This window comes from Flavobacterium alvei, from assembly GCF_002920895.1.
GTDB lineage: Bacteria > Bacteroidota > Bacteroidia > Flavobacteriales > Flavobacteriaceae > Flavobacterium > Flavobacterium alvei.
The window spans coordinates 107915-133941 of record NZ_PQVG01000006.1 but is presented as its reverse complement, the minus strand read 5'-3'; the positions used below and the strand labels follow the sequence as shown (position 1 = coordinate 133941).

At 31.6% G+C, this 26027-nt stretch carries 29 protein-coding genes; 21 read left to right on the top strand and 8 right to left on the bottom strand.

Going from position 1 to position 26027, the window contains the following annotated elements; genetic code table 11:
• Window positions 1-552: a GNAT family N-acetyltransferase gene (locus tag C3L50_RS11500; RefSeq protein ID WP_103806329.1), complete on the top strand. Its 552-nt coding sequence runs from the start codon at window positions 1-3 to the stop codon at window positions 550-552.
• Window positions 553-633: 81 nt separating this feature from the next.
• Window positions 634-1191 carry a DUF3575 domain-containing protein gene (locus C3L50_RS11495; protein ID WP_103806328.1) on the top strand — a complete coding sequence of 186 codons (558 nt, stop codon included), beginning with the start codon at window positions 634-636 and terminating at the stop codon, window positions 1189-1191.
• On the opposite strand, the gene C3L50_RS11490 is transcribed toward C3L50_RS11495, so the two are convergent.
• Complete coding sequence (locus C3L50_RS11490) at window positions 1188-1418, bottom strand: VF530 family protein (protein ID WP_103806327.1); 231 nt, start codon at window positions 1416-1418, stop codon at window positions 1188-1190. The genes C3L50_RS11495 and C3L50_RS11490 overlap by 4 nt on opposite strands.
• Before the next feature lie 70 nt (window positions 1419-1488).
• Between C3L50_RS11490 and smpB the strand changes: the two genes are divergently transcribed.
• From smpB to C3L50_RS11475, 3 genes are all read left to right on the top strand, one after another.
• Window positions 1489-1941: an SsrA-binding protein SmpB gene (gene smpB, locus C3L50_RS11485; RefSeq protein ID WP_103806326.1), complete on the top strand. Its 453-nt coding sequence runs from the start codon at window positions 1489-1491 to the stop codon at window positions 1939-1941.
• Between the two features lie 87 nt (window positions 1942-2028).
• Complete coding sequence (locus C3L50_RS11480; RefSeq protein WP_103806325.1) at window positions 2029-2670, top strand: hypothetical protein; 642 nt, start codon at window positions 2029-2031, stop codon at window positions 2668-2670.
• A 120-nt stretch (window positions 2671-2790) separates the two neighbouring features.
• On the top strand, window positions 2791-3840 hold the full coding sequence (locus C3L50_RS11475) for a Fic family protein (RefSeq protein WP_103806481.1): 1050 nt from the start codon (window positions 2791-2793) through the stop codon (window positions 3838-3840).
• A 35-nt stretch (window positions 3841-3875) separates the two neighbouring features.
• Here the strand turns inward: C3L50_RS11475 and C3L50_RS11470 are convergent, their stop codons facing one another.
• Window positions 3876-7622, bottom strand: coding sequence for a transglutaminase domain-containing protein (locus tag C3L50_RS11470; RefSeq protein ID WP_103806324.1), 3747 nt, complete (start codon window positions 7620-7622; stop codon window positions 3876-3878).
• 86 nt (window positions 7623-7708) lie between these two features.
• Entirely contained in the window at window positions 7709-8350 is a 642-nt protein-coding gene (locus tag C3L50_RS11465) for a protein-L-isoaspartate(D-aspartate) O-methyltransferase (protein ID WP_103806323.1), read from the bottom strand.
• A 131-nt stretch (window positions 8351-8481) separates the two neighbouring features.
• Here C3L50_RS11465 and C3L50_RS11460 point away from each other — a divergent pair, with 131 nt between their 5' ends.
• The 7 genes from C3L50_RS11460 to C3L50_RS11430 all read left to right on the top strand — a co-directional run bounded on the left by C3L50_RS11460 (window position 8482) and on the right by C3L50_RS11430 (window position 12094).
• Window positions 8482-9447 (top strand): Gfo/Idh/MocA family protein, encoded by a 966-nt coding sequence (locus C3L50_RS11460; protein WP_103806322.1) that lies wholly within the window; start codon window positions 8482-8484, stop codon window positions 9445-9447.
• Window positions 9448-9453: 6 nt separating this feature from the next.
• The gene (locus tag C3L50_RS11455; protein WP_103806321.1) at window positions 9454-10056 is read left to right on the top strand and encodes a hypothetical protein; all 603 of its coding nucleotides are present in this window, start codon (window positions 9454-9456) and stop codon (window positions 10054-10056) included.
• A gap of 85 nt (window positions 10057-10141) precedes the next feature.
• Window positions 10142-10753: a hypothetical protein gene (locus tag C3L50_RS11450; protein WP_103806320.1), complete on the top strand. Its 612-nt coding sequence runs from the start codon at window positions 10142-10144 to the stop codon at window positions 10751-10753.
• A gap of 6 nt (window positions 10754-10759) precedes the next feature.
• Entirely contained in the window at window positions 10760-10981 is a 222-nt protein-coding gene (locus C3L50_RS11445) for a DNA adenine methylase (RefSeq protein ID WP_103806319.1), read from the top strand.
• On the top strand, window positions 10978-11304 hold the full coding sequence (locus C3L50_RS11440; protein ID WP_103806318.1) for a helix-turn-helix domain-containing protein: 327 nt from the start codon (window positions 10978-10980) through the stop codon (window positions 11302-11304). Before C3L50_RS11445 ends, C3L50_RS11440 begins: the two co-directional genes overlap by 4 nt.
• On the top strand, window positions 11294-11773 hold the full coding sequence (dcm, locus tag C3L50_RS11435; protein ID WP_243400373.1) for a DNA (cytosine-5-)-methyltransferase: 480 nt from the start codon (window positions 11294-11296) through the stop codon (window positions 11771-11773). Before C3L50_RS11440 ends, dcm begins: the two co-directional genes overlap by 11 nt.
• A gap of 54 nt (window positions 11774-11827) precedes the next feature.
• Complete coding sequence (locus tag C3L50_RS11430; protein ID WP_103806317.1) at window positions 11828-12094, top strand: hypothetical protein; 267 nt, start codon at window positions 11828-11830, stop codon at window positions 12092-12094.
• Here the strand turns inward: C3L50_RS11430 and C3L50_RS11425 are convergent.
• A complete protein-coding gene (locus tag C3L50_RS11425) occupies window positions 12089-12535 on the bottom strand; it encodes a hypothetical protein (protein WP_133158880.1) in 447 nt (148 codons plus the stop codon). The genes C3L50_RS11430 and C3L50_RS11425 overlap by 6 nt on opposite strands.
• A 23-nt stretch (window positions 12536-12558) precedes the next feature.
• Complete coding sequence (locus tag C3L50_RS11420) at window positions 12559-12828, bottom strand: helix-turn-helix domain-containing protein (RefSeq protein WP_103806315.1); 270 nt, start codon at window positions 12826-12828, stop codon at window positions 12559-12561.
• Window positions 12829-12995: 167 nt separating this feature from the next.
• On the opposite strand from C3L50_RS11420, the gene C3L50_RS11415 reads away from it, so the two are divergent.
• The 9 genes from C3L50_RS11415 (at window position 12996) to C3L50_RS11375 (ending at window position 23005) form a co-directional block, all read left to right on the top strand.
• Window positions 12996-13559 carry a hypothetical protein gene (locus tag C3L50_RS11415; protein WP_207764328.1) on the top strand — a complete coding sequence of 188 codons (564 nt, stop codon included), beginning with the start codon at window positions 12996-12998 and terminating at the stop codon, window positions 13557-13559.
• A gap of 105 nt (window positions 13560-13664) precedes the next feature.
• Window positions 13665-14660 carry a DNA adenine methylase gene (locus C3L50_RS11410; protein ID WP_103806314.1) on the top strand — a complete coding sequence of 332 codons (996 nt, stop codon included), beginning with the start codon at window positions 13665-13667 and terminating at the stop codon, window positions 14658-14660.
• 13 nt (window positions 14661-14673) lie between these two features.
• The gene (locus tag C3L50_RS11405) at window positions 14674-15570 is read left to right on the top strand and encodes a 3-hydroxyacyl-CoA dehydrogenase family protein (protein WP_103806313.1); all 897 of its coding nucleotides are present in this window, start codon (window positions 14674-14676) and stop codon (window positions 15568-15570) included.
• A 34-nt stretch (window positions 15571-15604) separates the two neighbouring features.
• Complete coding sequence (locus C3L50_RS11400) at window positions 15605-16657, top strand: DUF4062 domain-containing protein (protein ID WP_207764327.1); 1053 nt, start codon at window positions 15605-15607, stop codon at window positions 16655-16657.
• 2 nt (window positions 16658-16659) lie between these two features.
• Window positions 16660-17328: a YggS family pyridoxal phosphate-dependent enzyme gene (locus C3L50_RS11395; protein WP_103806312.1), complete on the top strand. Its 669-nt coding sequence runs from the start codon at window positions 16660-16662 to the stop codon at window positions 17326-17328.
• Between the two features lie 83 nt (window positions 17329-17411).
• Window positions 17412-18773, top strand: a complete 1362-nt coding sequence (locus C3L50_RS11390) for an exonuclease domain-containing protein (protein WP_103806311.1) — start codon at window positions 17412-17414, stop codon at window positions 18771-18773.
• 5 nt (window positions 18774-18778) lie between these two features.
• Window positions 18779-19681: a tRNA (adenosine(37)-N6)-dimethylallyltransferase MiaA gene (gene miaA / locus C3L50_RS11385; RefSeq protein WP_103806310.1), complete on the top strand. Its 903-nt coding sequence runs from the start codon at window positions 18779-18781 to the stop codon at window positions 19679-19681.
• Window positions 19682-19693: 12 nt separating this feature from the next.
• Complete coding sequence (locus C3L50_RS11380) at window positions 19694-20434, top strand: acyl-[acyl-carrier-protein] thioesterase (RefSeq protein ID WP_103806309.1); 741 nt, start codon at window positions 19694-19696, stop codon at window positions 20432-20434.
• A 24-nt stretch (window positions 20435-20458) separates the two neighbouring features.
• Window positions 20459-23005: a hypothetical protein gene (locus C3L50_RS11375; protein WP_103806308.1), complete on the top strand. Its 2547-nt coding sequence runs from the start codon at window positions 20459-20461 to the stop codon at window positions 23003-23005.
• 73 nt (window positions 23006-23078) lie between these two features.
• On the opposite strand, the gene C3L50_RS11370 is transcribed toward C3L50_RS11375, so the two are convergent.
• The 3 genes from C3L50_RS11370 to coaE all read right to left on the bottom strand — a co-directional run bounded on the left by C3L50_RS11370 (window position 23079) and on the right by coaE (window position 26026).
• On the bottom strand, window positions 23079-23783 hold the full coding sequence (locus C3L50_RS11370) for a response regulator transcription factor (protein WP_103806307.1): 705 nt from the start codon (window positions 23781-23783) through the stop codon (window positions 23079-23081).
• A 3-nt stretch (window positions 23784-23786) separates the two neighbouring features.
• Window positions 23787-25370 carry a sensor histidine kinase gene (locus C3L50_RS11365; protein ID WP_103806306.1) on the bottom strand — a complete coding sequence of 528 codons (1584 nt, stop codon included), beginning with the start codon at window positions 25368-25370 and terminating at the stop codon, window positions 23787-23789.
• Between the two features lie 74 nt (window positions 25371-25444).
• Window positions 25445-26026, bottom strand: a complete 582-nt coding sequence (gene coaE, locus C3L50_RS11360; protein ID WP_103806305.1) for a dephospho-CoA kinase — start codon at window positions 26024-26026, stop codon at window positions 25445-25447.
• Window position 26027: the final 1 nt, after the last annotated feature.

Here is a 26027-nt window from a genome sequence, read left to right as displayed (position 1 = left end):
ATGATAAACCTAATTTTCAATCCTTTTCCGAATCTTGAAACCGAACGTTTGCTGCTAAGACGTGTTGTAAACAAAGATGTAGAACAAATTTTTGCACTTAGATCTGATAAGGAAGTGATGAAATACATTCCGAGACCATTAGTAAAAACCAAAGATGATGCTTTGGCACATATTACAATGATTGATGAAAAAATTGACACTAATGAAGGAATTAATTGGGCTATAACATTAAAAAACAACGATAAACTGATTGGAATTATTGGGCTTTACAGAATACAACCTGAACATTTTCGAGCAGAAATTGGCTATATGCTACTTCCAGAATATCACGGAAAAGGGATTGTTTCAGAGGCGATAAATGAAGTCGTTAATTATGGTTTTGCTTCAATTAAATTGCATTCAATTGAAGCAATTATTGATCCCAAAAATTTTGCTTCGGAAAAAGTATTGCAAAAAAATGGGTTTGTAAAGGAAGCTCATTTAAAAGAAAATGAATATTATGAAGGGCGATTCTTGGATACTGTGATTTACTCGATTATAAATAATATGTAATTTTTTAAAAACCTTTAAATCTATTTCTACTATATTTGCCGAGACTAGTTTGTAAATGATATACTAGTAAATTTTATTTTTATGAAAAAAATCTTCATTTTTACATTAGTATTCTTTTCAATTTGTTCTCATTCTCAAACCTATATAAAAGCAAATGCTGTAACTGCTTTATTATTAGTGCCCAATATTGGAGTAGAAACCAGTATTGGAAAAAAATTCACTTTTCAGGCTGATGTCATGGCTTCTTTTTGGGAATCCTTTAATGGACATCACCCAATGAAATTTTATTCTTTAGTAACTGAAGTTCGCTATCATTTTCAGGAAAAATACAATGGCTTTTATTTTGGGGGACACGCTGGAGCTGACAGATATCAACTCCAAAAATGGAACTATTGGGGTACCAATAAATATGAAGATGGATTTGGGTACAAATTGGGAGCAACAATTGGTTATGAAAAAAAATTAAATGACAGATGGTTGCTGGATTTCTTTGTTGGAGGAGGTTGGCATCAAGGTTATTATAAAGGTCACTATAACGACGGAACTCCAGGTAGGTATGAAAATGTCAAAAATTGGAATCGTAGCGGAGATTGGTTGCCTTACCGAGGTGGAATTATGGTTTCTTATAGATTAAATTAGATCTTAAATTTAGGAATTGTTCTTACATACAAATCTTCTACTTTTTTTCTTGCCCAATCTGTTTTTCTTAAAAAGGTTAAACTCGATTTTATACTTGGATTATCAGTAAAACATTTAATTTTTATCAATTCACCCAAAGTATCAAACCCATAATAATCGACGAGTTGTTCCAAAATTCTTTGTAATGTAATTCCGTGAAGCGGATCTTTTGATTGTTGTTTTTCCATTTGGCAAATTTACGGCATTTTTACCAATTTGTTTGGCGTTTCGTACATTTGTATTTACATTTGCTGACCTATGCTAAAAACGATAAACATACTCAACAAAAGAGCCCGATTTGATTATGAAATAATCGAAAAATTTACTGCTGGAATTGTTTTGGCAGGTACTGAAATAAAATCTATTCGATTAGGAAAAGCCAATATTACCGAAAGTTTTTGCGAATTTAATGGTACAGAACTTTTTGCTATTAACACTTACATCGAAGAATATGCTTTTGGAAATCAATTCAATCACAAAGCCAGAAGTGAACGCAAACTATTGCTAAACAAACGTGAACTCAAAGGATTGGCAAGAAGTGTTCAAGCAAAGGGACTTACAATCGTTCCCTTGAAATTATTTACCAATGAAAAAGGGATGGCAAAACTAGAAATTGGGCTTTGCAAAGGAAAGAAAACCTATGACAAACGCGAATCTCTAAAAGAACAAGACACTAAAAGAGATCTAGATAGAATTAAAAAATCTTTCTAAATTAATTTATTGATAAATTACTTTATTTCGCAATCATTTTCTGATTTAATTCCTATTTTTACCTCGAACTAAAAATAAAAAAATAATATGAAAAAGTTTTTAATTGGATTATCATTAATTTTTCTTGCTAGTTGTAGCAGTGGAACAGCAATTGTTAGCAGTTGGAGAGACCCAGACACATCAACAGCTAATACAGAATTCAAAAAAATATTGGTAGTTGCTTTAGTAAAAAATGAAGCTACAAGAAGAGTTACCGAAAATAGAATTGCTTCTATTGGACCAAAATTTCATTCTTCTTATGCCATTTTAAATGGAACTAGTTTGGATTTGACCAAAGATCAAAAATTAAAAATCCTTAAAGATGAAAATTATGATGCCGTAGTAACAATGCGTCTTGTTGACACTGTTAAAGAAACAAATTATGTTCCTGGAACAAATACTTCTATGTATTATGGTGGATATGGTGGAATGTATGGCGGATACGGAGTTTATGGCGGTTTTGGCGGTTGGTACGGAATGTATTCTCCAATTTATTATGATCCAGGATATTACCAAGAATCTACTTCGTATTTAATTGAAACCAATGTGTTTTCGTTGAAATCTGACAAATTAGTTTGGACTGGAACAACAAAATCATCTAATGGTTCGGATGTTGGACTTTTAGTTGATAGCGTTATTGCAACTGTTATGCAAGAAATGAAAAAAGATGGATTTATTCCAAAAAAATAATTAAATCTTTAAACAGATTTATCCCCAAAAAAAAATAATACTTAATCTTTTTTATGTATTATTTTTTTTATCTAATAAATTATGACTAATTTTGTCAAGACAATTTTTAACAAATTTAAAATGAAAACGCTACTCAAAAATGCAAGAGAACAAAAAGGGTTAAAAACCAGAGAAGTGGCTCAAATTTTAGGAATCGATCAAGCATTAATCAGTAAGTTCGAAAATGGCACACGAAAACCAACCAAAGAGCAAGTGCTTAAATTAGCTTCATTGTTAGGAATAGATTTTGAAACATTGATGGTTGCTTGGCTCAAAGAGAAAATTCTTTATGAAATTGGTCAGGATGAATTTGCTCTGAAAGCAATGAATATGGTTCGTGAAGAAATAGAGAACAGTTATACGAGTAGTAAAAAATCACTTTCTAAAAACTTGTCGGCTATTCTTGGAGAAATTGACATTTTGAAATCAAAATTAGACCAATTTCGCAAATTTGATAGTTATAGAATAGCTCAAGCATTAGAACTTGAATATACTTTTGAAAGCAATCGCATCGAAGGAAACACTATGACACTTCGCGAAACCGATTTAGTCGTAAACGAAGGTTTGACCATTTCTGGAAAAAGTATGCGTGAACATCTTGAAGTTATCAATCATCAAGAAGCTATTGCTTATATCAAACATTTGATGGACAAAAACACTCCTCTGAACGAGCGCGAAGTATTGTCTATTCACAATTTGATTTTGCGAGGCATAAATCCAGAAGATGCTGGTCGTTATCGTCAGGTTCAAGTAATGATAAAAGGGAGCTCGTTTATGCCGCCTCAACCTTTTTTGGTTGCAAAGGAAATGGAAGATTTTTTTATTTGGTATGAAACTCATAAAAACACTTTACATCCTATAGTTTTAGCTGCTGAACTTCACGAACGTTTGGTTACTATTCATCCATTCATAGATGGGAACGGCAGAACTTCGCGTTTGGTTATGAATCTTATTTTGCTTCAAAACGGTTATGTAATTGCCAATATCAAAGGTGATTATGACTCTAGAATACAATATTATAATGCGCTAGAAACTGCTCAAACCAAAAACAATAAAGAAGATTTTCTTTTCTTCATTGCTCAAATCGAGAAAGAAAGTTTAGAACGTTATCTTGAAATTATTGGTCAATAAAAAAATCCCATTCGTAGTAATGAATGGGATAGTTTTTATTTAAATCCTACTATTTGTTCTTCAGTTTCAACGATTTTTTCAACAAATTTTTTAAATTCTACATACTGAGTTGTAGAAATATTATCCCAAGGAATTGTTACTTTCCTGTTAACTTTTAATGAATTATTATTTATTAATTGATATGTTATTGAATAATTATGATTAAGGAAATTGAATGATTTGTTTTCTGGAATTTCAGAGAATGTTTTATCTGAAGGAATATTTAAAATCACTTCCGAATCATATTGATTACTATTTTCATAATCTATATATTGTATATCAAATTTTCTAGTATCGGTGGCTATTATATCTCTTGTGTATACATTATCAATAAATGGAATTTCAGTAATTTTTAAACTTCCCACTTTTTGTAAGCTTTCAGAAATTGAAAATTTTGATTCAAAAGTAATCTCCTTATCAAAGACTTCATTGGAGACCAATTTAACAGATTGCAACGAAACTACCTTCTTTAATTGATTATTGAAATTCTTTTCAAAATCTTTTGAACGAACATCATCAGTAGTCGAAGATGAAAATAATTCGTTATAGTACGATTTATTTGCTCCTTGAATAGTATGCGTATTTACAAACGATTTCAATTTATCATCTATGGTAACTACAGAATAAGTTTTAACACTATTTTGAATAGCATTTTCAAAAGGAATATTAATCAATGATGAATTTTCGTTTATTGCTTTGTCAAAAGAGATTACAAGAGCCTGAGCTTTATATAAAGTTATTGGCAATGCTTTGAAAGGTAAAAACTTATCTGTAAGTTCAAGAAATACTTCTTTATTATCGATTGTTACTCTTACGATACAATGATTAAAATCTCTTGATGGCAATTTTAATGAATTTGAACTATTGTCATTGGTTAAAACCAAAACTAAATTAGCTTTTAATCCAGCTTGCTGTGCTAAGACAACAAACAAAGTTGAAACATCCTTACAATCTCCTAATCTTGTTGTAATTGTTTTGGAAGGTTTTTGCGGAACATAACCGCTTTGTCTAAAATCTAAAGAACTATAATTAATGTTCGTTTCTATGTAGGAGTAAATTTTTTTGGCTATTTCTTCTTGTGAAAAAATTTGTGAGCCTTCTGGAAAAATTTGATCAAATACAGTTTTTGTAGTTTTATCAACTTTCAAATTTTTCTTAACTAAATCAGCATACCAGTTTGATATATCTTTCCACGATTTAATCGTACTTACTCTTACTTTATTAGTTAGATCATTAAAATTTATAGAGTAATTTTCTAACAAAGGAATTGCTGGTATATTATTTCGTTTCCAAACTGTGCCTATTTTATTTCCTATTTTTTTTGTAGTTGATTCTACCAAACCGTTACTATAATCTGTACTATAATTTACATTCGGCTCGTGAATAAGTCCAAAAATAGATTCTACAGATGGATATTTACTATCAAAATAACAGGAAATATTAAAATCTTTGTAAAATCTCCCAGTTGTATTTTCTTGCACTTCGTATTGAATATAAATAACATCTCCTATTTTTAAATTTGAAAATACAAGTGTGTCATCGCCCTTTTCGGCTGGGACTAATGTACCATCTGATTTAATAATTTCGGATTTTAAAATTGTATTACTCAAGTCAAGTGAATATTCTTTCATTTCTTCTATTCCGCTTTCGGATGTTATTTCATATAAATAAGTGCATTTAGACTTTCTACCACCCTCTGGCAAAATATTCACAATATATTCGTCTAATAAAACTACAACTCCATAATCGCTTTTTAGTTTTGAATTTTTTCTTTCATTTGCTAATTTGTAGCAATTTTTAGTTGCAACCTCTTCTATTTCATCCGGTGTTTTTGTAATGTCGTATAGTTGTTTTCTTAAATTTCCATTTTCTGAATTGTGTTCTAAAGACAATCTGATATATTTTTCAGCTTCTTTATCTTTTTTCATCAAACTATAAATATTGGCCTTTTTTTCTAAATTAGTAAATGAATAGGGAAAATAACTTAGATTTTCATTTATTAATTCCAGTGCTTTTTGATATTGGTTTTCATCAGTTAGGATGGAGATATAATCATTTCTAAATGAATTAAGACAAGGGAATTTGTCTATTCTATTGGTAATGATATTTTTAGCTTCTTCTTTTCTATTTATATCATTATAATAATTAATCAACAAATTTTCTACTTCGTTAATACTTTTTTCTTTCGAAATCTCTTCTAATAAAGTTATTGATTTCGCCTTGTCATTCTTCAATTTAGAATACAAATTGGCTGTAAGTATCTTAAACTTTTCATTATTATACGAATTCTCATTTAAATCATTGAGATACTTGAACATCCCATCAATATCAGCTTTTCTTGAGGCCAACATAAAATCAAACATCAACTCTCCATATCTTTGTTTATATTGTTTGGATATATCTCTATATTTTTCTAACTCTTGCACAGAAGTATTTGTTAACCAAGCAGTATCAGTAAATTTGGAAAATGTATTTAAATAATAATCAATATCGTTGTTTTCTATATTTTTTAGTATTTCTTGTCTTTTTGCAGCTTCATCTCCTAGTAAATCATAATATCTCAAAAAATAATTCGCTATAAACGAGCTATTTGGATATTTCTTATCTAATCCTTCTATTGATTCAAATGCTTCGTTTTTTTTAAAATTTGATTCGTATGCTGTAAACTGAAATAAACGATACAATAAATTATCAGGATTTTTTTTGACTAACTCATCAAAATATTGTTCATAATTAAGTTTTATTTCTTCAGCATTACTATTCTCGAATATTGATACTTCATAGGGCTGAAAAGTGTTCAAAAACTTTAAATCCCTAGCAATTGTAGTGTCTAAATTCTTAATTTGAGCCGAAAAATAATCCCCTCCATTTTGCATTTCTAATTTAAACAATAATCTATTGTTCCCTTTTTTCAATGCGATTTTTATATTATATGCGTCTAAATTAGTTCGCTTAACATCCTGATTTACATATATTTCTTTATCATTCAAAAATATTTTTAGACCAGAATTTGCTCCAAAACTCAAGACATAATCTTTTTTTTCATTTGCTTGAATAAAGGTTTGTGCATAAATTATTCCGTTTCCATATTCGCCTTCATTTGCAAAAAAATGATACCCTTCTGCCAAAGCTTCTTTAGGGTTATACCACCCTATTTTTCCATTACTATTTGCATCAAAAAGTTTGTCATTTTTGGCATACAATTCTGGTTCATATTCAATATCTAAACCGCTACTGTTTAAGTTTTCGAATACTCCACAAAACTGCCATTGAGTTATAGCTCCAAGTTCATCAAATAATTTTAACGAACTATCATATCTCATTCTTATTCGATCTAAAATAGCTTTGCGATATATTACAATAGGCAATTTTCCAAACTTTGGCGAAGATGCCAAGAAATCAATTTTTTTATAGGTCAAATCGTTGCAAAGACCATTAGAAATATTAGCAAGAACCATATTTCTATTAATAAAAGGAGCAATATAATTTTCTGAATTAGGGAGTTTTTCTAAATTTCGGATTAATGTATCATCAAAATCTATTTTACCCGATTCTTCATCAATAAAAGCATCTAAAAACAATAAATCAATATTTGTTGTTTTCGTTTTATCAAATTGTTTGTCAAATAACTTTCTAGCTTCTTCTCTTTTATTATTAATTAATAAATTAATAACATTGGTGTAATCTTGAGAGTAAATAAAGTTGGCACATAGTAGTAAAACTATATAAAATGTTTTTCTCATTAAGTAAAGTATAAATTTAATGAGTAAATGTAATAATTTCTGTCAATTTTTAATGTAAAAAGATATTTTATTTGTAAGTTTTACTTTTATTTTTTATTTTCTAACAAAGGCACAAATTTAAAATCACCAAATTCATGTTTCTCAAATTGAGTTTCATTTTTCCGGATCAGAAGTGTCATAATTTGTGTGTCTTCCCCCACCGGAATCACAATCCTTCCTCCTATTTTTAATTGAGCCATCAAAGCTTGTGGAATTATTGGCGCACCAGCCGTTACAATTATACTATCAAAAGGAGCGTGATTAGGCAAACCTTTGTAACCATCACCAAAAGAAAGATGTTTAGGTCTAACACCTAATTTGGGTAATAATGCCGATGTTTGTTTGAATAATTCTTTTTGTCTTTCGACACTGTAAACCTTGGCTCCCATCAAACACAAAACAGCAGTTTGATAACCTGAACCAGTTCCAATTTCCAAAATTTTATCGTCTTTTTTTACTTCTAACAACTGACTTTGAAAAGCCACAGTATAAGGTTGCGAAATAGTTTGCCCTGCTCCTATCGGAAATGCTTTATCTTGATAAGCATAATCTGAAAAGCTAGAATTTAAAAACAGATGTCTCGGAATTTTATTTATGGCTTCCAAAACCGCTTTATCTGTAATTCCTTTTTCTTTCAAAAGGCTTACTAATTGATTGCGAAGCCCTTGATGTTTGGCAGTATCTTTCAAAATTTGGAGTTAATTGTTTCGGTAAAATTAAACTTAAAAAACTCAAAAATCAAGTAAGATTTTCCAAAAACTTTAAACCCAAAATTCAAACAATAAACAAATAAATTATACATTTGTTAAAAATCATTTTTATGTTAAAAGTTGGGGTTTTAGGTGCTGGGCATCTTGGAAAAATACATTTAAGATTATTACAACAATCTGAAAAATATGAATTAGTTGGTTTTTATGACGAAAATCAAGAAAACGGAGCAAAAGTAGCCAACGAATTTGGCTATAAACAATTCTCCACAATTGCTACTCTTATTCACGCTGTTGATGTTATCGATATTGTAACACCTACACTTTCTCACTTCAAATGTGCTAAAGTGGCTATCAAATCGGGTAAACATGTCTTTATAGAAAAACCAATTTCAAATACGGTTGCCGAAGCCGAAGAAATTATAGCACTAGCCAAAGAATACAATGTAAAAGGTCAAGTAGGTCACGTCGAAAGATTTAATCCTGCGTTCAAAGCGACCAAGAATATGATTGAAAATCCGATGTTTATTGAAACGCATCGTTTGGCAGAATTCAATCCTCGTGGTACTGATGTTCCCGTAGTTTTAGACTTAATGATTCACGATATTGATGCGATTTTGAGCGTTGTCAAATCAAAAGTGAAAGACATTCACGCCAGTGGAGTTTCGGTAATTAGTGAAACTCCTGATATTGCCAATGCTCGAATTGAATTCGAAAATGGCTGTGTTGCTAATCTAACAGCAAGTCGAATTTCCCTGAAAAATATGCGTAAATCACGCTTTTTCCAGAAAGATGCTTATATCTCGGTGGACTTTTTGGAAAAAAAATGTGAGGTGGTAAAAATGAAAGACGCTCCCGAAATTCCTGGAGATTTTGATATTATTCTACAAAATGCCGAAGGTGTAAAAAAACAAATCTACTTTTCCAATCCCGATGTGGAGCAAAACAACGCCATTCTCGACGAATTGGAATCTTTTGCCGATGCCATCAATAATGACACTACTCCTATTGTAACTTTGGAACAAGCTACAGAAGCTTTGAGAGTGGCATATCAAATTATTGATTGTTTTAAGAAGTAGTAATAAATGGATAATAAACTAGAGATTAAATATCGAAGTCAAAAGCAATTATTTGAGATCTTAGATGATGAGATAATTGTAGATTTAAATACAGCAAAACATAAACTAAAATATAATATTCCGTTAGAAGAAATAAAAAACACTCATTTTATTACTAAAACAAAACAAAATGGTTTTACTTTAATTGCTTATTTGTCAATTGTTTTAAATTTTGTTTTTGCAATTTATATCTCATCTGAATATTTAAAACTCTCAAAAAATTTACTTTTAAGTCTGTTTTTTTCAATTGCATTTGGTTCCATATTCTTATTAAAATCATTGTTTGAGGATTATGATGAAAAGCATATTGATTCTTCAAAACTTTTCTATTTTATATATACAAAAAAGAATGCGTTGGAAGTTGACAGATTCATCGAACTGGTTTACAAAAAACAAATTGAATTTTACAGAAAAAAATATTTTATAATTGATCCAATATTACCATATACTGTTCAGTATGAAAGATATATTTGGCTATATAGCAACAAATATATCAACGAAAATGAATATGAAGTTATTAAAGAAGATTTAGATAAATACTTCAATTTTAATATTAATCTTAAGGAATAAAGCTAATAAATAGCAAGATAAAAATAACCTTTCGATCACAGTATTTTTTAATCACAATTTGAATTCAAAAAACAAATTTTAAATTATGGATTTATTACGAGTTGAAACTGAATTAAAAAAAAGATTGGCTCATCCCTACAAATGGGGCCGAAAACAGTCTGACGATTGGGATGCAAAAACAAGTTTTATTTACACAACCTATTCTTTTGAAAAATTATTAGAAAAAACAGCTTCATTTGATGAAAAAGTTCGCGATTATGCCTTGAATAGATGGTTCAATTTTTGGTCGGCCGAAGCCGTTGAAAACCTATTTTCCTTGCACGAAAAAGTAACACCCAACATAAATAAATTCGACAAACTAATTGATTTTACTATAAATACAACTTGCTTTGACCACAAAACAACCGTTTTTCCAATTGGTTTTAACCAAACCGTAGCTTACGCTAAAAACAATCCTGCCGAATTGATTCAATGGTTGTATTCAAACCAAAGTCAGGAAAGTAGAAAGCATTTGAAAAACAGATTATTCATCGTTTTGGTCGAAAAAAACAAGGAACATTGGAAATTAAAATCTGAAATTAAACTCTTGAAATCTGAGATTGATAAGTATGTCGAAAATTTCAATTCTGAAAATTTATTTCAACTCAATTTAGAAAACAACACCATTTTATCAGACCTGATTTGGGTTGAAAATTAATACTTTATGAACTACATAGGCTCCAAACAAAAATTATCTTCCTTCATCCAAACCACTGTAAATTCAATAGTTGGAGATGATTTGTCTCAAAAAACCTTTTGCGATTTATTTGCCGGAACCGGAATTGTGGGCAGAACTTTTAAAATTGAACTTTTCTTAAAAAATAACTGGACTTTATTTGTCCATTTTTTAAATATTTGTATTTTTGGACAAAATATGACCAAATGACAATAGAAAAAAAACATCCTTCTTTTGGTGAACATTTAAGAAGTTTAAGAGAGGAAACAGGACAGACTTTAAAAACTGTAGCAGATAATTTTGGAATGGACGCTTCATTACTTGCGAAAATTGAACGAAACGAAAGACAACCAACAAAACAAATTATTAACCAAGTAGCTGTGTATTTTCAAGTTGACAAAAAAGAATTAAAATCGGAATTTTTAAGTGATCAAATTGCTTACAAAATCCTTGAGGAGGAAGCAGATTTGAGTATATTAAAAGTTGCCGAAGAAAAAGTTAAATACCTAAAAACAGTAAACAATGCAAAATAAAATAAAAGTTATTGAATTATTTGCTGGAGTTGGTGGATTTCGACTTGGATTAGAAGGATGGAATAACAAATCTGCATCTTCTAATTACAAAGAAAATTTTGAAAGTCCTTACGAAGTTGTTTGGAGCAATCAATGGGACCCATCAACCAAAGTACAACACGCTTCAATGGTATATGAAACTCGTTGGGACAAAAAAAATCATTCAAATAAAGACATTTCAACTGTAGAAATATCTGAAATTCCTGATCACGACTTGTTGGTTGGCGGTTTTCCTTGCCAAGATTATTCAGTTGCAACAACGCTAAAAAATTCAAAAGGATTAATTGGAAAAAAAGGTGTTTTGTGGTGGTCAATTCATAAAATCTTAAGCGAAAAAGAAAACAAACCAAAATATTTGTTTTTTAGAAAATGTAGATATTTTGGGCGTTCCCCAAGGTCGGGCTTTCCGTTCCAATCTTTTGTTTTTTAAAGAAAAAAACAAAAGGATTTCCTCTTCAATCCCTAACGCAAAGCCGCAATAAATATGAACATTATCGATAAAATAAATAACAAAAAAGATTTGATTATTTCAGAATTATATCAATGGTCAGAAACTTTTAATCCTGAAAACATAATTTATAATGTTAATAATATTGATGAAGAAGATGAAAACGAAATGCATCAATCATACAATTCTGTAAAAAGTTTAGCTGAAAAATTAGAGAAAAATGATTGTAATGAAAAAGATTATGAAAATATTATTTTTCATATTGACCAAATAAATTACAACAAAACAATTATTAAATTATAAATTAATTTGATATTGAATTCTTCTGTTTTTTATTCTTTCTTCTAATTCTTCCAAAGTTAAAAATGCAAACGAAGAACCTTTTTCATTTAAACTTACAAAGCAAAATCTAAATCTTGAACCAAGAATTTTACCAAAATTAAATTCATTTTCAGTTGCACCAAAAAAGAAACCTTTGGGATTTTCAGGCAAATATTTTTTTGTGGTTTTTAATTCAACTAGAATTATATCTTCTAAATAAGTTTGAATAAATCCAGTATCTGCAATCTTTCCAACCATTTCAGGAACATAAATTAAGTCAAAAGCTTGTAAAAATCTATGTTCAATTTTAAGTAAATCTAATAATTCCTTTTTTGTTGCTAAATCGATTTTGAAAAATCCTGTATAATTTTCAATTAGAAAATTTACACCTTCTTTTTCTGTAACATTATTTGATAATGTCAATACAAATGAGTGTTTTCTTGACATTATTTTTCAGATTTTATTTCATAATTCTTGTAATTATGATTTGGGTTTATCGTTTTTAAATCTAATAGTTCAGAAATATTTATCTCAAAAACTTTAGCAAACACTGCCATATTTGAAAGTGAAATATTTCTCTCTCCTCTTTCTATCATTCCAATATATGTTCTGTGGAAACCAGTCAAAAAGGATAATTTTTCTTGGCTAATGTTTTTTTGAAGGCGCAATTGCTTAATTCTACCTCCAAATTCGTTTAAAAGAAATTTGTTTATCATAAAACAAAACTATACATATTGTATGTTTTGATCAACAGACAATATGTATCATAAATGAATGCGGATTATGCTAAATATTCAATTAAAAGCTGTATTTTTGAAATTATATTTAAGAAGAAATTTTAAAAATCAAAATCAATACAAAAGCTAAAAGTTTTTACGCTAATTTGACAAAAGCAATTCTCGGAATTGAACTTGATAAAGAAATTGAAGAATTTGAAAAAGCAGAAATTATTGTAAAAACAGTTCGCTTAAAAGAAAATGATTTACCAAAAGAAGATATTTCATTTCCGAATTTTAAGTACGAAGAAATTGTAAATCAAAATTGGGAAGATTCAGATTTTAAAGATGTTTTGGAGCATAAATTCCTTTTTGTTTTCTTTCAATTCGAGAACGAAAAACTAATTCTACGAAAAGTGAAATTTTGGAATATGTCATATTTGGACTTAATTGAAGTTGAAAAAGTTTGGACAAAAACAAAACAAATTGTTGCAAAAGGCGAAATCGTAAAAGAAATAAAAACTAATAAAAAAGGCAAGGAAATTCGTTTCACGAATTTTCCTAACAAGAAATTTAGTTCTATTTCTCACGTTCGTCCTCACGCAACAAATGCTTTAGATACTTATGAATTGCCAAAAAAAGACAAATTAACAAAACAAATGGAATATACAAAACATTGTTTTTGGCTGAATAATACTTATGTTAAAGACCAAATATATTTAAAGAAATAAACAAAAAAAATTAAGTGGATTCTAAATTTAAAATTGAATCCACCAAATTAAATTATAAATAACACCATTTTATCCGACCTGTTTTGGGTTGAAAATTAATACTTTATGAATTACATCGGCTCAAAAAAAAAGTTATCTTTTTTTATTCAAGACACAATAAATTCAGTAGCTGGGGACAATTTATCCCAAAAAACATTTTGTGATTTATTTGCTGGAACCGGAATTGTGGGCAGAACTTTTAAACCCAATGTAAAAAAAGTTATCAGCAATGATTTAGAATATTACAGCTATGTTTTGAATAAAAATTATATAGAAAATCACGAGATATTAGATTCCCATTCCATTATAGAAGAACTCAATCATCTCAACGGAATTGAAGGCTTTATTTTTAATGAATATTCCGAAAACGGAGCAAAAGAAAGACTCTATTTTTCTGAAGAAAACGGAAAAAAAATAGATGCCATTCGGCAACAAATAGAAAGTTGGAAAAATGATAAAATCATAAATTCAAAAACCTATTTTTTCCTTTTGGCTTCCTTATTAGAAAGTGCCGATAAAGTAGCTAATATCGCTTCGGTTTATGGTGCTTATTTAAAAAAAATTAAGAAATCGGCTCAGAAAAACCTTGTTTTGGAACCTGCCATTTTCTCTATAAACGACAACGAACACGAAGTTTTCAATGAAGATAGCAATCTTTTAATAAAGAAAATCGAAGGCGATATTTTATATTTGGATCCACCGTATAATGCTCGTCAATACGGTTCTAATTATCACTTATTGAACACTATAGCAAAATACGACATCTTTCTTCCAAAAGGAAAAACAGGTCTTAGAGATTATAATCGTTCGGATTATTGTAGCAAAACAAATGTTAGAAAATCCTTTGAAGAGTTAGTAAAAAACGCTAATTTCAATTATACTTTTTTGAGTTATAATAACGAAGGTTTAATGTCCGAAGACGAAATTAGAACTATTATGTCCAAATACGGAAAATACGATTTGGTGACCACCAATTACCAACGTTTTAAAGCCGACAAGACCGAAAATAGAAATCATATAGCAAGCAGTACAACTGAATTTTTGCACATTTTAGAAAAATAAACAGAGATAAAATATGAAAATAATAGCCGTAATTGGAGCAGGAACAATGGGTAACGGAATTGCGCATACTTTTGCTCAAAGTGGTTTTGCCGTAAAATTAATCGATGTTTCCGAAAAATCATTGGATAAAGGAATGGCAACTATTTTTGCCAATTTAGACCGAATGGTTGCCAAAGGAACTATAACCGAGGAAGAAAAGTTTAAAACCATCAACAATATCATTACCTATACCGACATCAAAGACGGTGTTGTTGGCGTTGATTTGGTTGTCGAAGCTGCAACTGAAAACGTGGAATTAAAACTCAACATTTTCAAACAATTAAACGAAGTTTGTTCGCACAATACGATTTTTGCAACCAATACTTCTTCCATTTCCATCACGCAAATCGCTGCTGTTGTAGCTCATCCAGAACGAGTGATCGGGATGCACTTTATGAATCCTGTGCCTATTATGAAATTGGTCGAAATTATTCGAGGCTATAATACAAGCGATGAAGTGACGAAAATCATTATGGCTTTAGCCCAAAAACTGGGTAAAACTCCCGTTGAAGTCAACGATTATCCAGGTTTTGTTGCCAATAGAATTTTGATGCCTATGATTAACGAAGCAATCGAAACGCTTTACAATAAAGTAGCTGGCGCTTATGAAATTGATACTGTAATGAAACTTGGAATGGGACATCCAATGGGACCTTTGCAATTAGCTGATTTTATTGGGATTGACGTTTGTTTGGCTATTTTGAACGTGATGTATGACGGTTTCAAAAACCCGAAATATGCTCCTTGTCCTTTATTGGTTAACATGGTTCGTGCTGGAAAATTGGGTGTGAAATCAGGTGAAGGATTTTATGATTATGGTGAAAGTAAAAAAGCGGAAAAAGTAGCGAAACAGTTTAGTAATAAAAACTAAATTTGTTTTTAAATTTCTAAAAAAAACATATTAAATGACAAATCACGTTCATAAAGACTTAAAACCATTATCAGCAAATCTTAAAAGACTAGAAATGGGTAAGCATTTTTCTCAAAAGGAATTTGATTTTACTATAGAAGAAAATAATTTAGACGCTTTTTGGAGTTTTTGTAAAAAAGAAATTTTATCTCAAAAAAGAGGGTATTTACTTTTAAAAAATGAAGATTATACAGAAGTCTTCATTTTTGGGCTTAATTATACATATGAAAAATACATCCATTCATTTGAAGCCAATAAAATACAAATTAAAAAACATTTCAATTACTTTTTCAATATTTGTTTTAAATTTTTCATAGAAAAAAATAAACTTAAAAAAGATTTTTCAAAAATCATTGATGCTATTAAAAGTCTTGAAATTTTTGAAAAAGATATTATTTCATTCATTCCAATAGAAAATGAAGAATCCAAAGAATATTTAGACGCTGAAATCATATTTGATAAAGATCCTTTTATAAAAAAATTTCATAGTACAAAAAAATATCAAATATTTATTTCTTCAACATTTACAGATTTAATAAATGAAAGACAGGCAGCGGTAGAAGCAATATTAAAAAAAGGCCATATTCCTGCTGGAATGGAACTTTTCTCTGCAAACAATAAATCGCAATGGGAAGTTATTAAAAAATGGATTGATGATTCTGATATTTATGTTTTAATTCTAGGAGGAAGATATGGGAGTATTGATAATAGCACGGGATTATCTTATACTGAAATGGAATACAATTATGCCATTGAAAAAGGTAAACCTTTTTTTGCTTTAATTTTAGGAAAAGAGCTTTTAGATAATAAAGATGTCGATATTATTAAAGATTATGATTTGAAAGACCCAAAATATATAGCATTTAAAAAATTTGTAACATCTAAAATGTGTTCTTTTCCAAAAAATTTAGACCAAATAAAATTAGAAATTGTCAATTCTCTTGATACAATAATATCTGACAACAAGAATAAAATGAAAGGTTGGATGAAAGGATATATTGATGATGAAATTGATTTTGTACAAGTTTATAATAATGAAAAAAAATAAAAATGTCAATAGCACAAAACCTCCTCAAAATAAAATCCTCTTTACCATCAACCGTAACCCTTGTTGCCGTTTCTAAAACCAAACCTATCTCTGATTTGATGGAAGCTTACGATGCGGGTCAACGCATTTTTGGCGAAAACAAAATCCAGGAAATGGCCGATAAATGGGAAGCAATGCCAAAAGACATCGAATGGCATATGATTGGTCACGTCCAAACGAATAAAGTCAAATTTATGGCGCCGTTCGTAAGCTTGATTCACGGCGTGGACAGCTTGAAATTATTGGAGGAAATCAACAAACAAGCCAAAAAAAACAATAGAATTATCGATTGTTTGCTTCAAATATATATTGCCGAAGAAGAAACTAAATTTGGACTTGATGAAGAAGAACTCAACGAGATTCTTCACTTCGTTCAGAATGACAAAGAAGGATTGGAAAACATTCGAATCGTTGGATTAATGGGAATGGCGACTTTCACGGACAATCAAGAACAAATCAAGAAAGAATTCACTCATTTGAAATCCATTTTTGATTATTTAGATACAAAACCTAAAACCTTAAACCTAGAACCCAAAACCCTTTCTATGGGAATGTCCGGCGATTATCCACTCGCAATTGAATGCGGAAGTACGATGGTTCGGATAGGAAGTAGTATCTTTGGAGGGCGATAAATTGATTTTTGATTGAAGATTAACGATTTTTTTACTTCAGATTTGACAACTGAGCACTAAAAACTGAACACCGAACACTGATTTTGTACGCAATACTCGACATAGAAACCACCGGAGGACAATTCAACGAAGAAGGAATTACGGAAATTGCCATCTATAAATTTGACGGTCACGAAATAGTGGACCAGTTCATCAGTTTGGTCAATCCCGAAATTCCGATTCAGCCTTTTGTGGTGAAATTGACGGGTATCAATAATGCGATGTTGCGCTCGGCACCCAAGTTTTTTGAAATAGCCAAACGCATTATCGAAATGACTAATGATTGTGTTCTCGTGGCACACAATGCCGATTTTGATTATCGAATTCTTCGCACGGAATTTCGTCGTTTGGGTTATGATTTCAACATCAAAACCCTTTGCACGGTCGAATTATCCAAAAGATTATTACCCGAACAACCTTCGCACAGCTTAGGAAAATTGGTTCGTGCCTTGGGAATTCCGATGGCCGACAGACATCGCGCGAGTGGCGATGCAATGGCAACTGTGAAATTATTCAAAATGCTTTTGGACAAAGATTTGGACAAAGAAATTGTAAAAGACCTTATCAAATTTGAAATTCAAAAAGGCATTGCGCCCAAATTGAGGGACATTGTAGAAAGTTTGCCATCCAAAACAGGCCTTTATTACATCCATAAAGAAGACGGAAAAATCATATTTATTGGTAAAAGCCGAAACATTCGAAAAAGGGTCAACCAACATTTTACGGGAATTACCAAAAGTGCCAAAAAAATCCAAAACGAAGTGTTTACCGTAACGTATGAAGAAACGGGAAGCGAATTGATTGCTCTTTTGAAGGAAGCCGAAGAAATCAAAATTCACAAACCCATTTACAACCGAATGTCGCCAAAAACCAACTTTTCTTGGGCGATTTACGTCGAAAAAGATGCTGATGGTTACCTGAATTTGAAATTACAAAAGGCCGACAGGAGAAAGAAAGAACTCAAATCATACACTTCACAGCAGGAAGGAAAAGATGCCTTGTTTCGCATCAGTTCCCACTACCAATTGTGTCCAAAATTGGCTGGTTTGCACGAAATCAAAACGCCTTGTTTTCAACATACGACCAACGAATGTGACGGAACCTGCGTCAGGGAAATACCACTATCCGAATACAACGAAAGGGTTCAAGCCTTTATCGACAAAAACTTGTTTGACAACAAAACTTTCGCCCTTTTGGATCGTGGCCGAACCGTTTCGGAACGCAGCGTGATTTTGGTCGAAAGCGGCATGTATAAAGGATATGCTTTCTACGATTTGAATTACCAAATCAACAATCTCGACATTTTGAGAAACATCATCACACCGATGCAAAGCAATCGTGATACTCGAAACAGTATTCAAAGTTATATGCGAAAAGCAAAAACAATCAAGATTATCAATTTCTAACAGTAGTGAAATACCTAATTACCATCGTAGGACCAACAGCCATAGGAAAAACTTCCTTGAGTATCGATTTGGCACAAGCATTTAATTGCGATATTATTTCCTGCGACAGCCGACAGTTTTTCAAGGAAATGCAAATTGGCACTGCTGTTCCATCAATGGAAGAATTGGCTGGAGCGCAACATCATTTCATCCAAAACAAATCGATTTTCGAGAATTACACCGTTGGCGATTTTGAAAAAGAAGCTATTTCTAAATTAGACGAATTGTTCCAAACCAATGACTATGTAGTAATGGTTGGTGGTTCGGGCTTGTATGTCGATGCGGTTTTGAAAGGCTTTGACGATTTTCCCGAAATTGATGTTTCGGTTCGGGAGGAAGTGACTTCCAATTATGAAAAATTAGGAATTGAATACCTGCAAACCGAATTGGAAAAACGCGACCCCAATTATTTTGAAGTCGTGGCCAAAGAAAATCCGCAACGAATGATGCGTGCCTTGGAAGTTTGCATAGGTTCAGGAAAGCCCTATTCTTCGTTTTTAAACTTGAAGAAAAACACCCGCAACTTCACTCCCATCCTCATTGGTTTGGAAGCTGAAAGAAGCGTGATTTATGATCGAATCAACCAGCGTGTAGATATTATGATAAACGAAGGTTTATTGGTCGAAGCCAAAGCATTACTCCCACACAAAGACTTGAACGCCCTGCAAACCGTAGGTTACCGAGAATTATTCCGTTATTTTGAAGGTGAAATCAGTTTAGAATTTGCCATCGAAGAAATTAAGAAAAATACGAGACGATTTGCCAAACGACAGCTCACTTGGTTCAAAAGAAATGAAAACACCAAATGGTTTGATTATTTGACGGATAGACAAAACATAATTGAATACGTAAAGGAATTCAAAATTTAAACAGGAAATAAAATGCCAATAGCAGAAAATTTCACCTCCATATTCAGCAAAGATTGGGAGATTAATTTCACCCAATGTCTTCCCAACGGATATCTAAAATATACCGATTTGTGCAACATTTTGCAGCTGACTGCGGCGGCACATTCTGAAGTTGGTGGCATCAGTTTTTCGGATATGCAGGAATTCAATCAGGCTTGGGTTTTGAGCAGAATGCGGGTTGAAATAACGGAATTACCCCAATGGAAAGACGTCGTGACGTTAAAAACCTGGATTAACACGCTCGAAAATTCCCGTTCAGTTCGTGCTTTGGAATTGTATGTAAACGGGAAAAAAATGGTGGGTTGCGAAACTTTTTGGGCGGTTTTCAATACCAAAATTAGACGACCAGAAGCTTTGGCTTTGCCTTTCGAACATTTTGAATTGTATCCGGAACAAAAAGCAACCGAAAAACCTTTTTCCAAAATCAACTTCAGTAGCGAAACCGAAATGGTCTTCGAAAAAACCGTGGCACTTTCGGATTTAGACATTGTCAATCACGTAAATAATGTAAAATATTTGGAATGGTGTTTGGATTTGGTGGATACAGAATTGATTCTAAACCAAAAAATTGAAAGTTTTGAAATGAATTTTCTAAAGGAATTGTCATTAAAAGACCAAGTCGCTATTCACGAAAACCTAACTTCGGAAGCAATGGTTTTTAGTATTACCAAAGATAATAAAACCTGCTTTGCCTTGCAATTGAATTTGAAATAAATGACCTTTTAAATTTATATCTTTATGAAAATCAAGCTTCGAATAATTGTTTTTGCTGTCTTATTTTTGTTTTTTAATACTACAATGCTACTTGCTCAAAAACATCAAGTTTCCAATAATAAAGACTTGATTTTCAATGGTAAACATATTATTTATAAAGGCAATAAAATTGAGCTTGGTCCAAAATCTTTTTATATTGACGGACAACTTTCGAATGAAGAAGCGGCTAAACACCCCTATGTTTACAACTCAATAAACGAAGCCTCCAAACATTTGACTAACGGAACCGAAGCCTCGCCAATGGTTTTGTACATTGCGCCTTGGGTGTATTGGATTGACAATCCGAACGATCCCGAAATCCGTGTTCCAAAAACTATTGGTGGAACGCCATTTGGACTCGAAATTAATTGTGAATGGTTGCGTTTTCAAGGGTTGTCCGATAATGCGCAAGATGTAGTTTTAGCTTGCAATCGTGGACAAACCATCGGATCCAAAGGTAATTTCACAATGCTAAACATCAAAGGAGAAGGTATAAGTTCCGAGAATATTACTTTTGGAAATTATTGCAACATTGACCTGATTTATCCTTTGAATCCAAAACTGAACCGAGAAAAAAGAAGCTCGGCCATCGTGCAAGGGCAACTCATTTTTTCGAATGGAGATAAAGTATTTGCACGAAATACTTGTTTTGTGAGCAGACTTAATTTGGGACCGTTTTGGGGAAGTAAAAGAACCCTTTTTGATCGTTGCCATTTCGAATCGACCGACGACGCCTTGAACGGAACAGCGGTTTACCTTAATTGCAGCTTTGATTTTTATTCCTCGAAACCTTTTGGTCACACTTCGGGAACAGGTGCCATTTTTCTGAATTGCGACATTCAATCCTTTACTCGTGAAAGACAGTATTTCGTAAAAGGAAGTGGTCCAGTGGCTGCCATCGACACCCGATTTACAGCCCAAAATCTAGATTATATTGGCTGGCGAGAAATTCCCGATACCGAAGCGCGTTACTATCAGTACAACATTTCCTTAAATGCCAAACCGATTGGCCTTGGCAAAGATTTCCCCAATATAACCGTTGACTTGACAGGAAAAGAATTACTCAATGCTTACCGCTTTGAATTCAACAATGCCACTGTCTATAATACCTACAATTTAATGCGAGGCAACGACAATTGGGATCCAATGGGAATTAAAAGTATTGTAGAAAAAGCTGAAAAAGAATCTGGTAAGAACTACTCCTCTATTCCAACGCTACTGAAAATAAAGCCTTCCAGGGAAACTTTGGAAACTGGAAAGGACAGCGTAACATTGGAAGCCACGGTGAATCGTTTTGGAAATTATGAATTAAAAGACCAAAAAGTAGTTTGGAAAATAGCTCCTGAATACCAATCCTTGGTCAAATTAGAAGTGAATGAAGACGGGAAATGTGTCGTCATTCCTATAAACAAGGGCAATGAAACAAAGGAAGTGATTATCACAGCTTCAACCGAATCAGGATTGGAAGCAGCCAGCGTATTCCAAATTGCGCCTGCTTTTATGGCTCCACCAACATTCACAACACTTCCAAGAATTAATAAAACCACTGACGGAAAATTATTGCTGAACTACGCCTTAGATATGACTTTTGAAGATGAATCGTTGGTTAATTGGTACCGATGTCGTGATGTAAAAGGTAGTCATCCCATAGAAATTGCCGTTTCTAGAAATAATAAACCCTTGAAAACCTACGATCTTTCATCTGGAGATATTGGTTATTATATTATGGCAAGCATTTCTCCAAAACATTTGCGATGCCAAGCAGGAACGCCAAAAACAGTAGTGTTCAAAGATAGGATTTCAAAAAAAGACATCAAAGAATCTACTATTCTTGTTCCAAATTTTGAAAATATGTCGGCTAAATTCCAACCCGAAATTCTACCCGGATTTTGGACTCTTGACAGTTTCGCTCCAGCCGACACAAATGACCAAAATTGGGTTGCAGACAACAGTATTTCGCCTTGGTTTTATGGCAAAGGGGAAAATGGAGCCGCTAATGATGTGGGATTTATTCAGGCTTCCAAAGGGGCTAGAATGCGTTATACTCCAGTTGGAAATTCTTTTGGAGATATGAAAATTAGCTTCACGGCTGTACCTGCCAAAACGGCTGGACAAGGATTTAGCAGTGCCAGAAGTCAATATATGGACATTGGAATCAAGATGGATACTAAAAAAATAAACGGCTATGCGCTCCGAATCATCCGCACCACAAAATTCAGCGATGCTGTCGATTTTATTCTAATGAAATACGAAAACGGGGTTGTAATTCCTATTAGCAAATCTGTGACCACATCTTGTTATCGTCCTAATTGTGTCATTACCATTGAAGTAAAAAACAAAAAAATTAGTATTCAGGCTAAAAATACTCTCGATTATTTTGCTGAAAATTATCCAGCTGAAGTTATGAAAACTGTAAATCTCGAAGCCGAAATCATTCCAAATACTTTTGGAGGAATTAGTTTTCAACACACAGGAACCATTGGAAGCGGAGCCACTTTGATAAAAGATTTACAAATAGAATGGAAACCATAAAATTTTCTAAACTATCAACAACCAAAAAGGCTTCGAATTTCTCGAAGCCTTTTTATATTTCAAACAAAATGTTTTATTTCTTAACTACTAATCTAAAACCTTCTCCGTGAATGTTCAAGATTTCTACATTTGAATCTAATTTAAGATACTTTCTTAATTTAGCGATATAAACATCCATACTTCTGGAAGTGAAATAGTTATCATCTCTCCAAATTTTAGTCAATGCTAATTCTCTTGGCATCAAATCGTTCTCATGCAGAATCAACATTTTCAATAATTCGTTTTCTTTTGGAGACAATTTCACTGGTTCTTCATCGCCAATAGACAAAAATCGAAGTTTGGAATTCAAATGAAATTTACCCACATTGAATTCAAACTGAACAGGTTCAGCTTGAACTGTAGATGATTTTCTTTGAATGATAGCTCTGATTTTCATCAACAAAACCTCTGAATCAAAGGGTTTGTTCAAATAATCATCGGCTCCAGCTTTGTATCCTTTCAACACATCTTCTTTCATAGATTTTGCGGTTAAGAATATTATTGGCACTTCTTGGTTTTTTTCTCTAATTTCTTTTGCTAAAGTATAGCCGTCCTTGTAAGGCATCATTACATCCAAAATACATAAATCGTAATTATCTTTTTTGAATTTCTCAAAGCCTTCCATTCCGTTTTTGGCCAAAGTGACATCAAAATCATTTAGCATTAAATAATCTTTCAACACAGCTCCAAAATTAAGGTCGTCCTCAACCAAAAGAATTCTTTTATTTACATTTTCCATATCTTAATTTATTAATGGTATTTTTATTATGAAGGTACTTCCTTTTCCCTTTTCACTTTCTACATAAATTTGACCGTTGTGGTCGTCTATAATCTTTTTAACATAAGCCAATCCTAAACCATGACCTTTAACATCGTGCAAATCTCCAGTATGTTCTCGATAAAATTTCTCAAAAACTCTTTTCTGAGCCACTTTACTCATTCCTATGCCATTGTCTTTGACTTTAATAATCAAATAATCTTTTACATTTTCGGTATAAATGTCAATTTTAGGAATATCCGGAGAATACTTGATAGCGTTTTCCAAAATATTCACAATTACGTTTATAAAATGAACTTCATTCAATAAAACTGAAGTTCTCTCAGCGTTAAAATGTGTATCAATTGTACCTTGTCTGTCTTCTAAAATCAAATTGACATGCTCCATAGCATCTTCAATAACCTCTTGAATATTAACAGATTCCTTACTAATATCCAACTCTTTCTTTTCTAATTTTGAAATTCTCAACACATTTTCAACTTGAGCATGCATTCTCTTGTTTTCGTCTTTAATCATTTGAAGGTACTTCAAAACCATCTGCTCATTACCAATTATTTTTGGATTTTTAATTGCATCTAAAGCCAAATTTATAGTTGCAATTGGTGTTTTGAATTCGTGTGTCATATTGTTGATGAAATCTGATTTTATCTCCGATATTTGACGCTGACGAATCAATTGGTTCAGTGCACTTGTATAAGCAATAATAATTATGAGCGTAAAAATGATTGATAATAATGTGATTCCAATCAAATCAGTAAGCAAAAATTTCTTTTTATTGGGAAAAGATACCATTAATTCATATTTGTTACTTCCCTCATTATCTGAAAAAATAGGTATAGAATAGGTGTTTTTTGAATCATAAATAAATCCATCCGATTTTACTTTAGTCGCTAAACTACTGCTAAAAACACCAAATTCAAATTTTGTATTTACACCATATTCCTCTAATTCTTTTTTCAATAACTTCTGAATTGTTTCTTTTGAAACCCTTTCTTGAAGCGGCATTGCAGAAGCAATTTCTTTGTAATTAATTTCATAAGCTATATCATCCAATACGTCCAAACTTCCCGATTTTTCATTCTTTACATCTGGTATTACCGTATTTTGCAATTTTGAATTATCAAATTTATTATTGTTATATATTTCCGTAACCCTCTTAGAATTAAAGCTTTTCAACTTTAAACTATCTGATTTTTTATCAAAGAACGATGAAGAAATTGTATAATCTTCAGATGAAATACTGTTTGTAAAAACAATAGTGGTATTATTTTTATGATTTTTTTGAACGTAATAAAACTCTAATAAATCATCCTTTTGAGGAATTTTTCCCGTGCTGTCTTTATACCGATTAAATTTCTCGTAATAGGTATATTCTTCTTGTTTTTGAAGCTTTTCGGCAACATTTCCTATTACTGATTTTACATGAAATTTAAATTGCTCGTCATTATTTTCTAACGAGGTATTAAACCAATATACTTGAACTAAAATTATCCCGATCAAGGATAAACTCATCAATAAAACCAGTATTCTAAAAAATAATTTATTCATCGATACAAATTTAGTATTTTAACAGTATAACTAATAATAAATTAACCAAAGATTAACAACAAAGATTCTGATTGTCAAATATTCAAAATTTTAAGAATTTTACCTATTTCTAATTTTGTGGTCTTTGGATCAATGTTTACTATAACAAAATCACTTTTAGAAATACGTTGAGTATCATCCCATTGTGCATTAATCCGCTTTAAAACTTGCTCCCGAGTAGTTTTGTCGCGCTGAATGACACGCTCAATTCTGGTTTCGATTGGTGCAGTTACTGTTATTATTAAATCACAATTTTTATAACTGCCACTCTCAAACAAAATGGCGGCTTCATAAATAACAAACGGATATTTCTCGTGATTTAAAACCCAATTCTGGAAATGTTTTCTAACCGCTGGGTGTATAATTGCGTTCAGAAGTTTTAATTTTTCGGGCTCATTAAATACAATTTGTGATAGTTTTTCTCTGTTTAGAATAGTATCATCAAAAATTTCAGAACCAAAAGTATTTTTGATTTCTTCAATAATTTCAGGCGATTGCATAATTTTTCTTGCCTCGTCATCAGCAATATAAACTGGAATATTAGCCTCCCTAAAAAGATTAGCGATAGTGGTTTTCCCACTTCCAATACCTCCAGTTAATCCAATTATTTTTGTCATT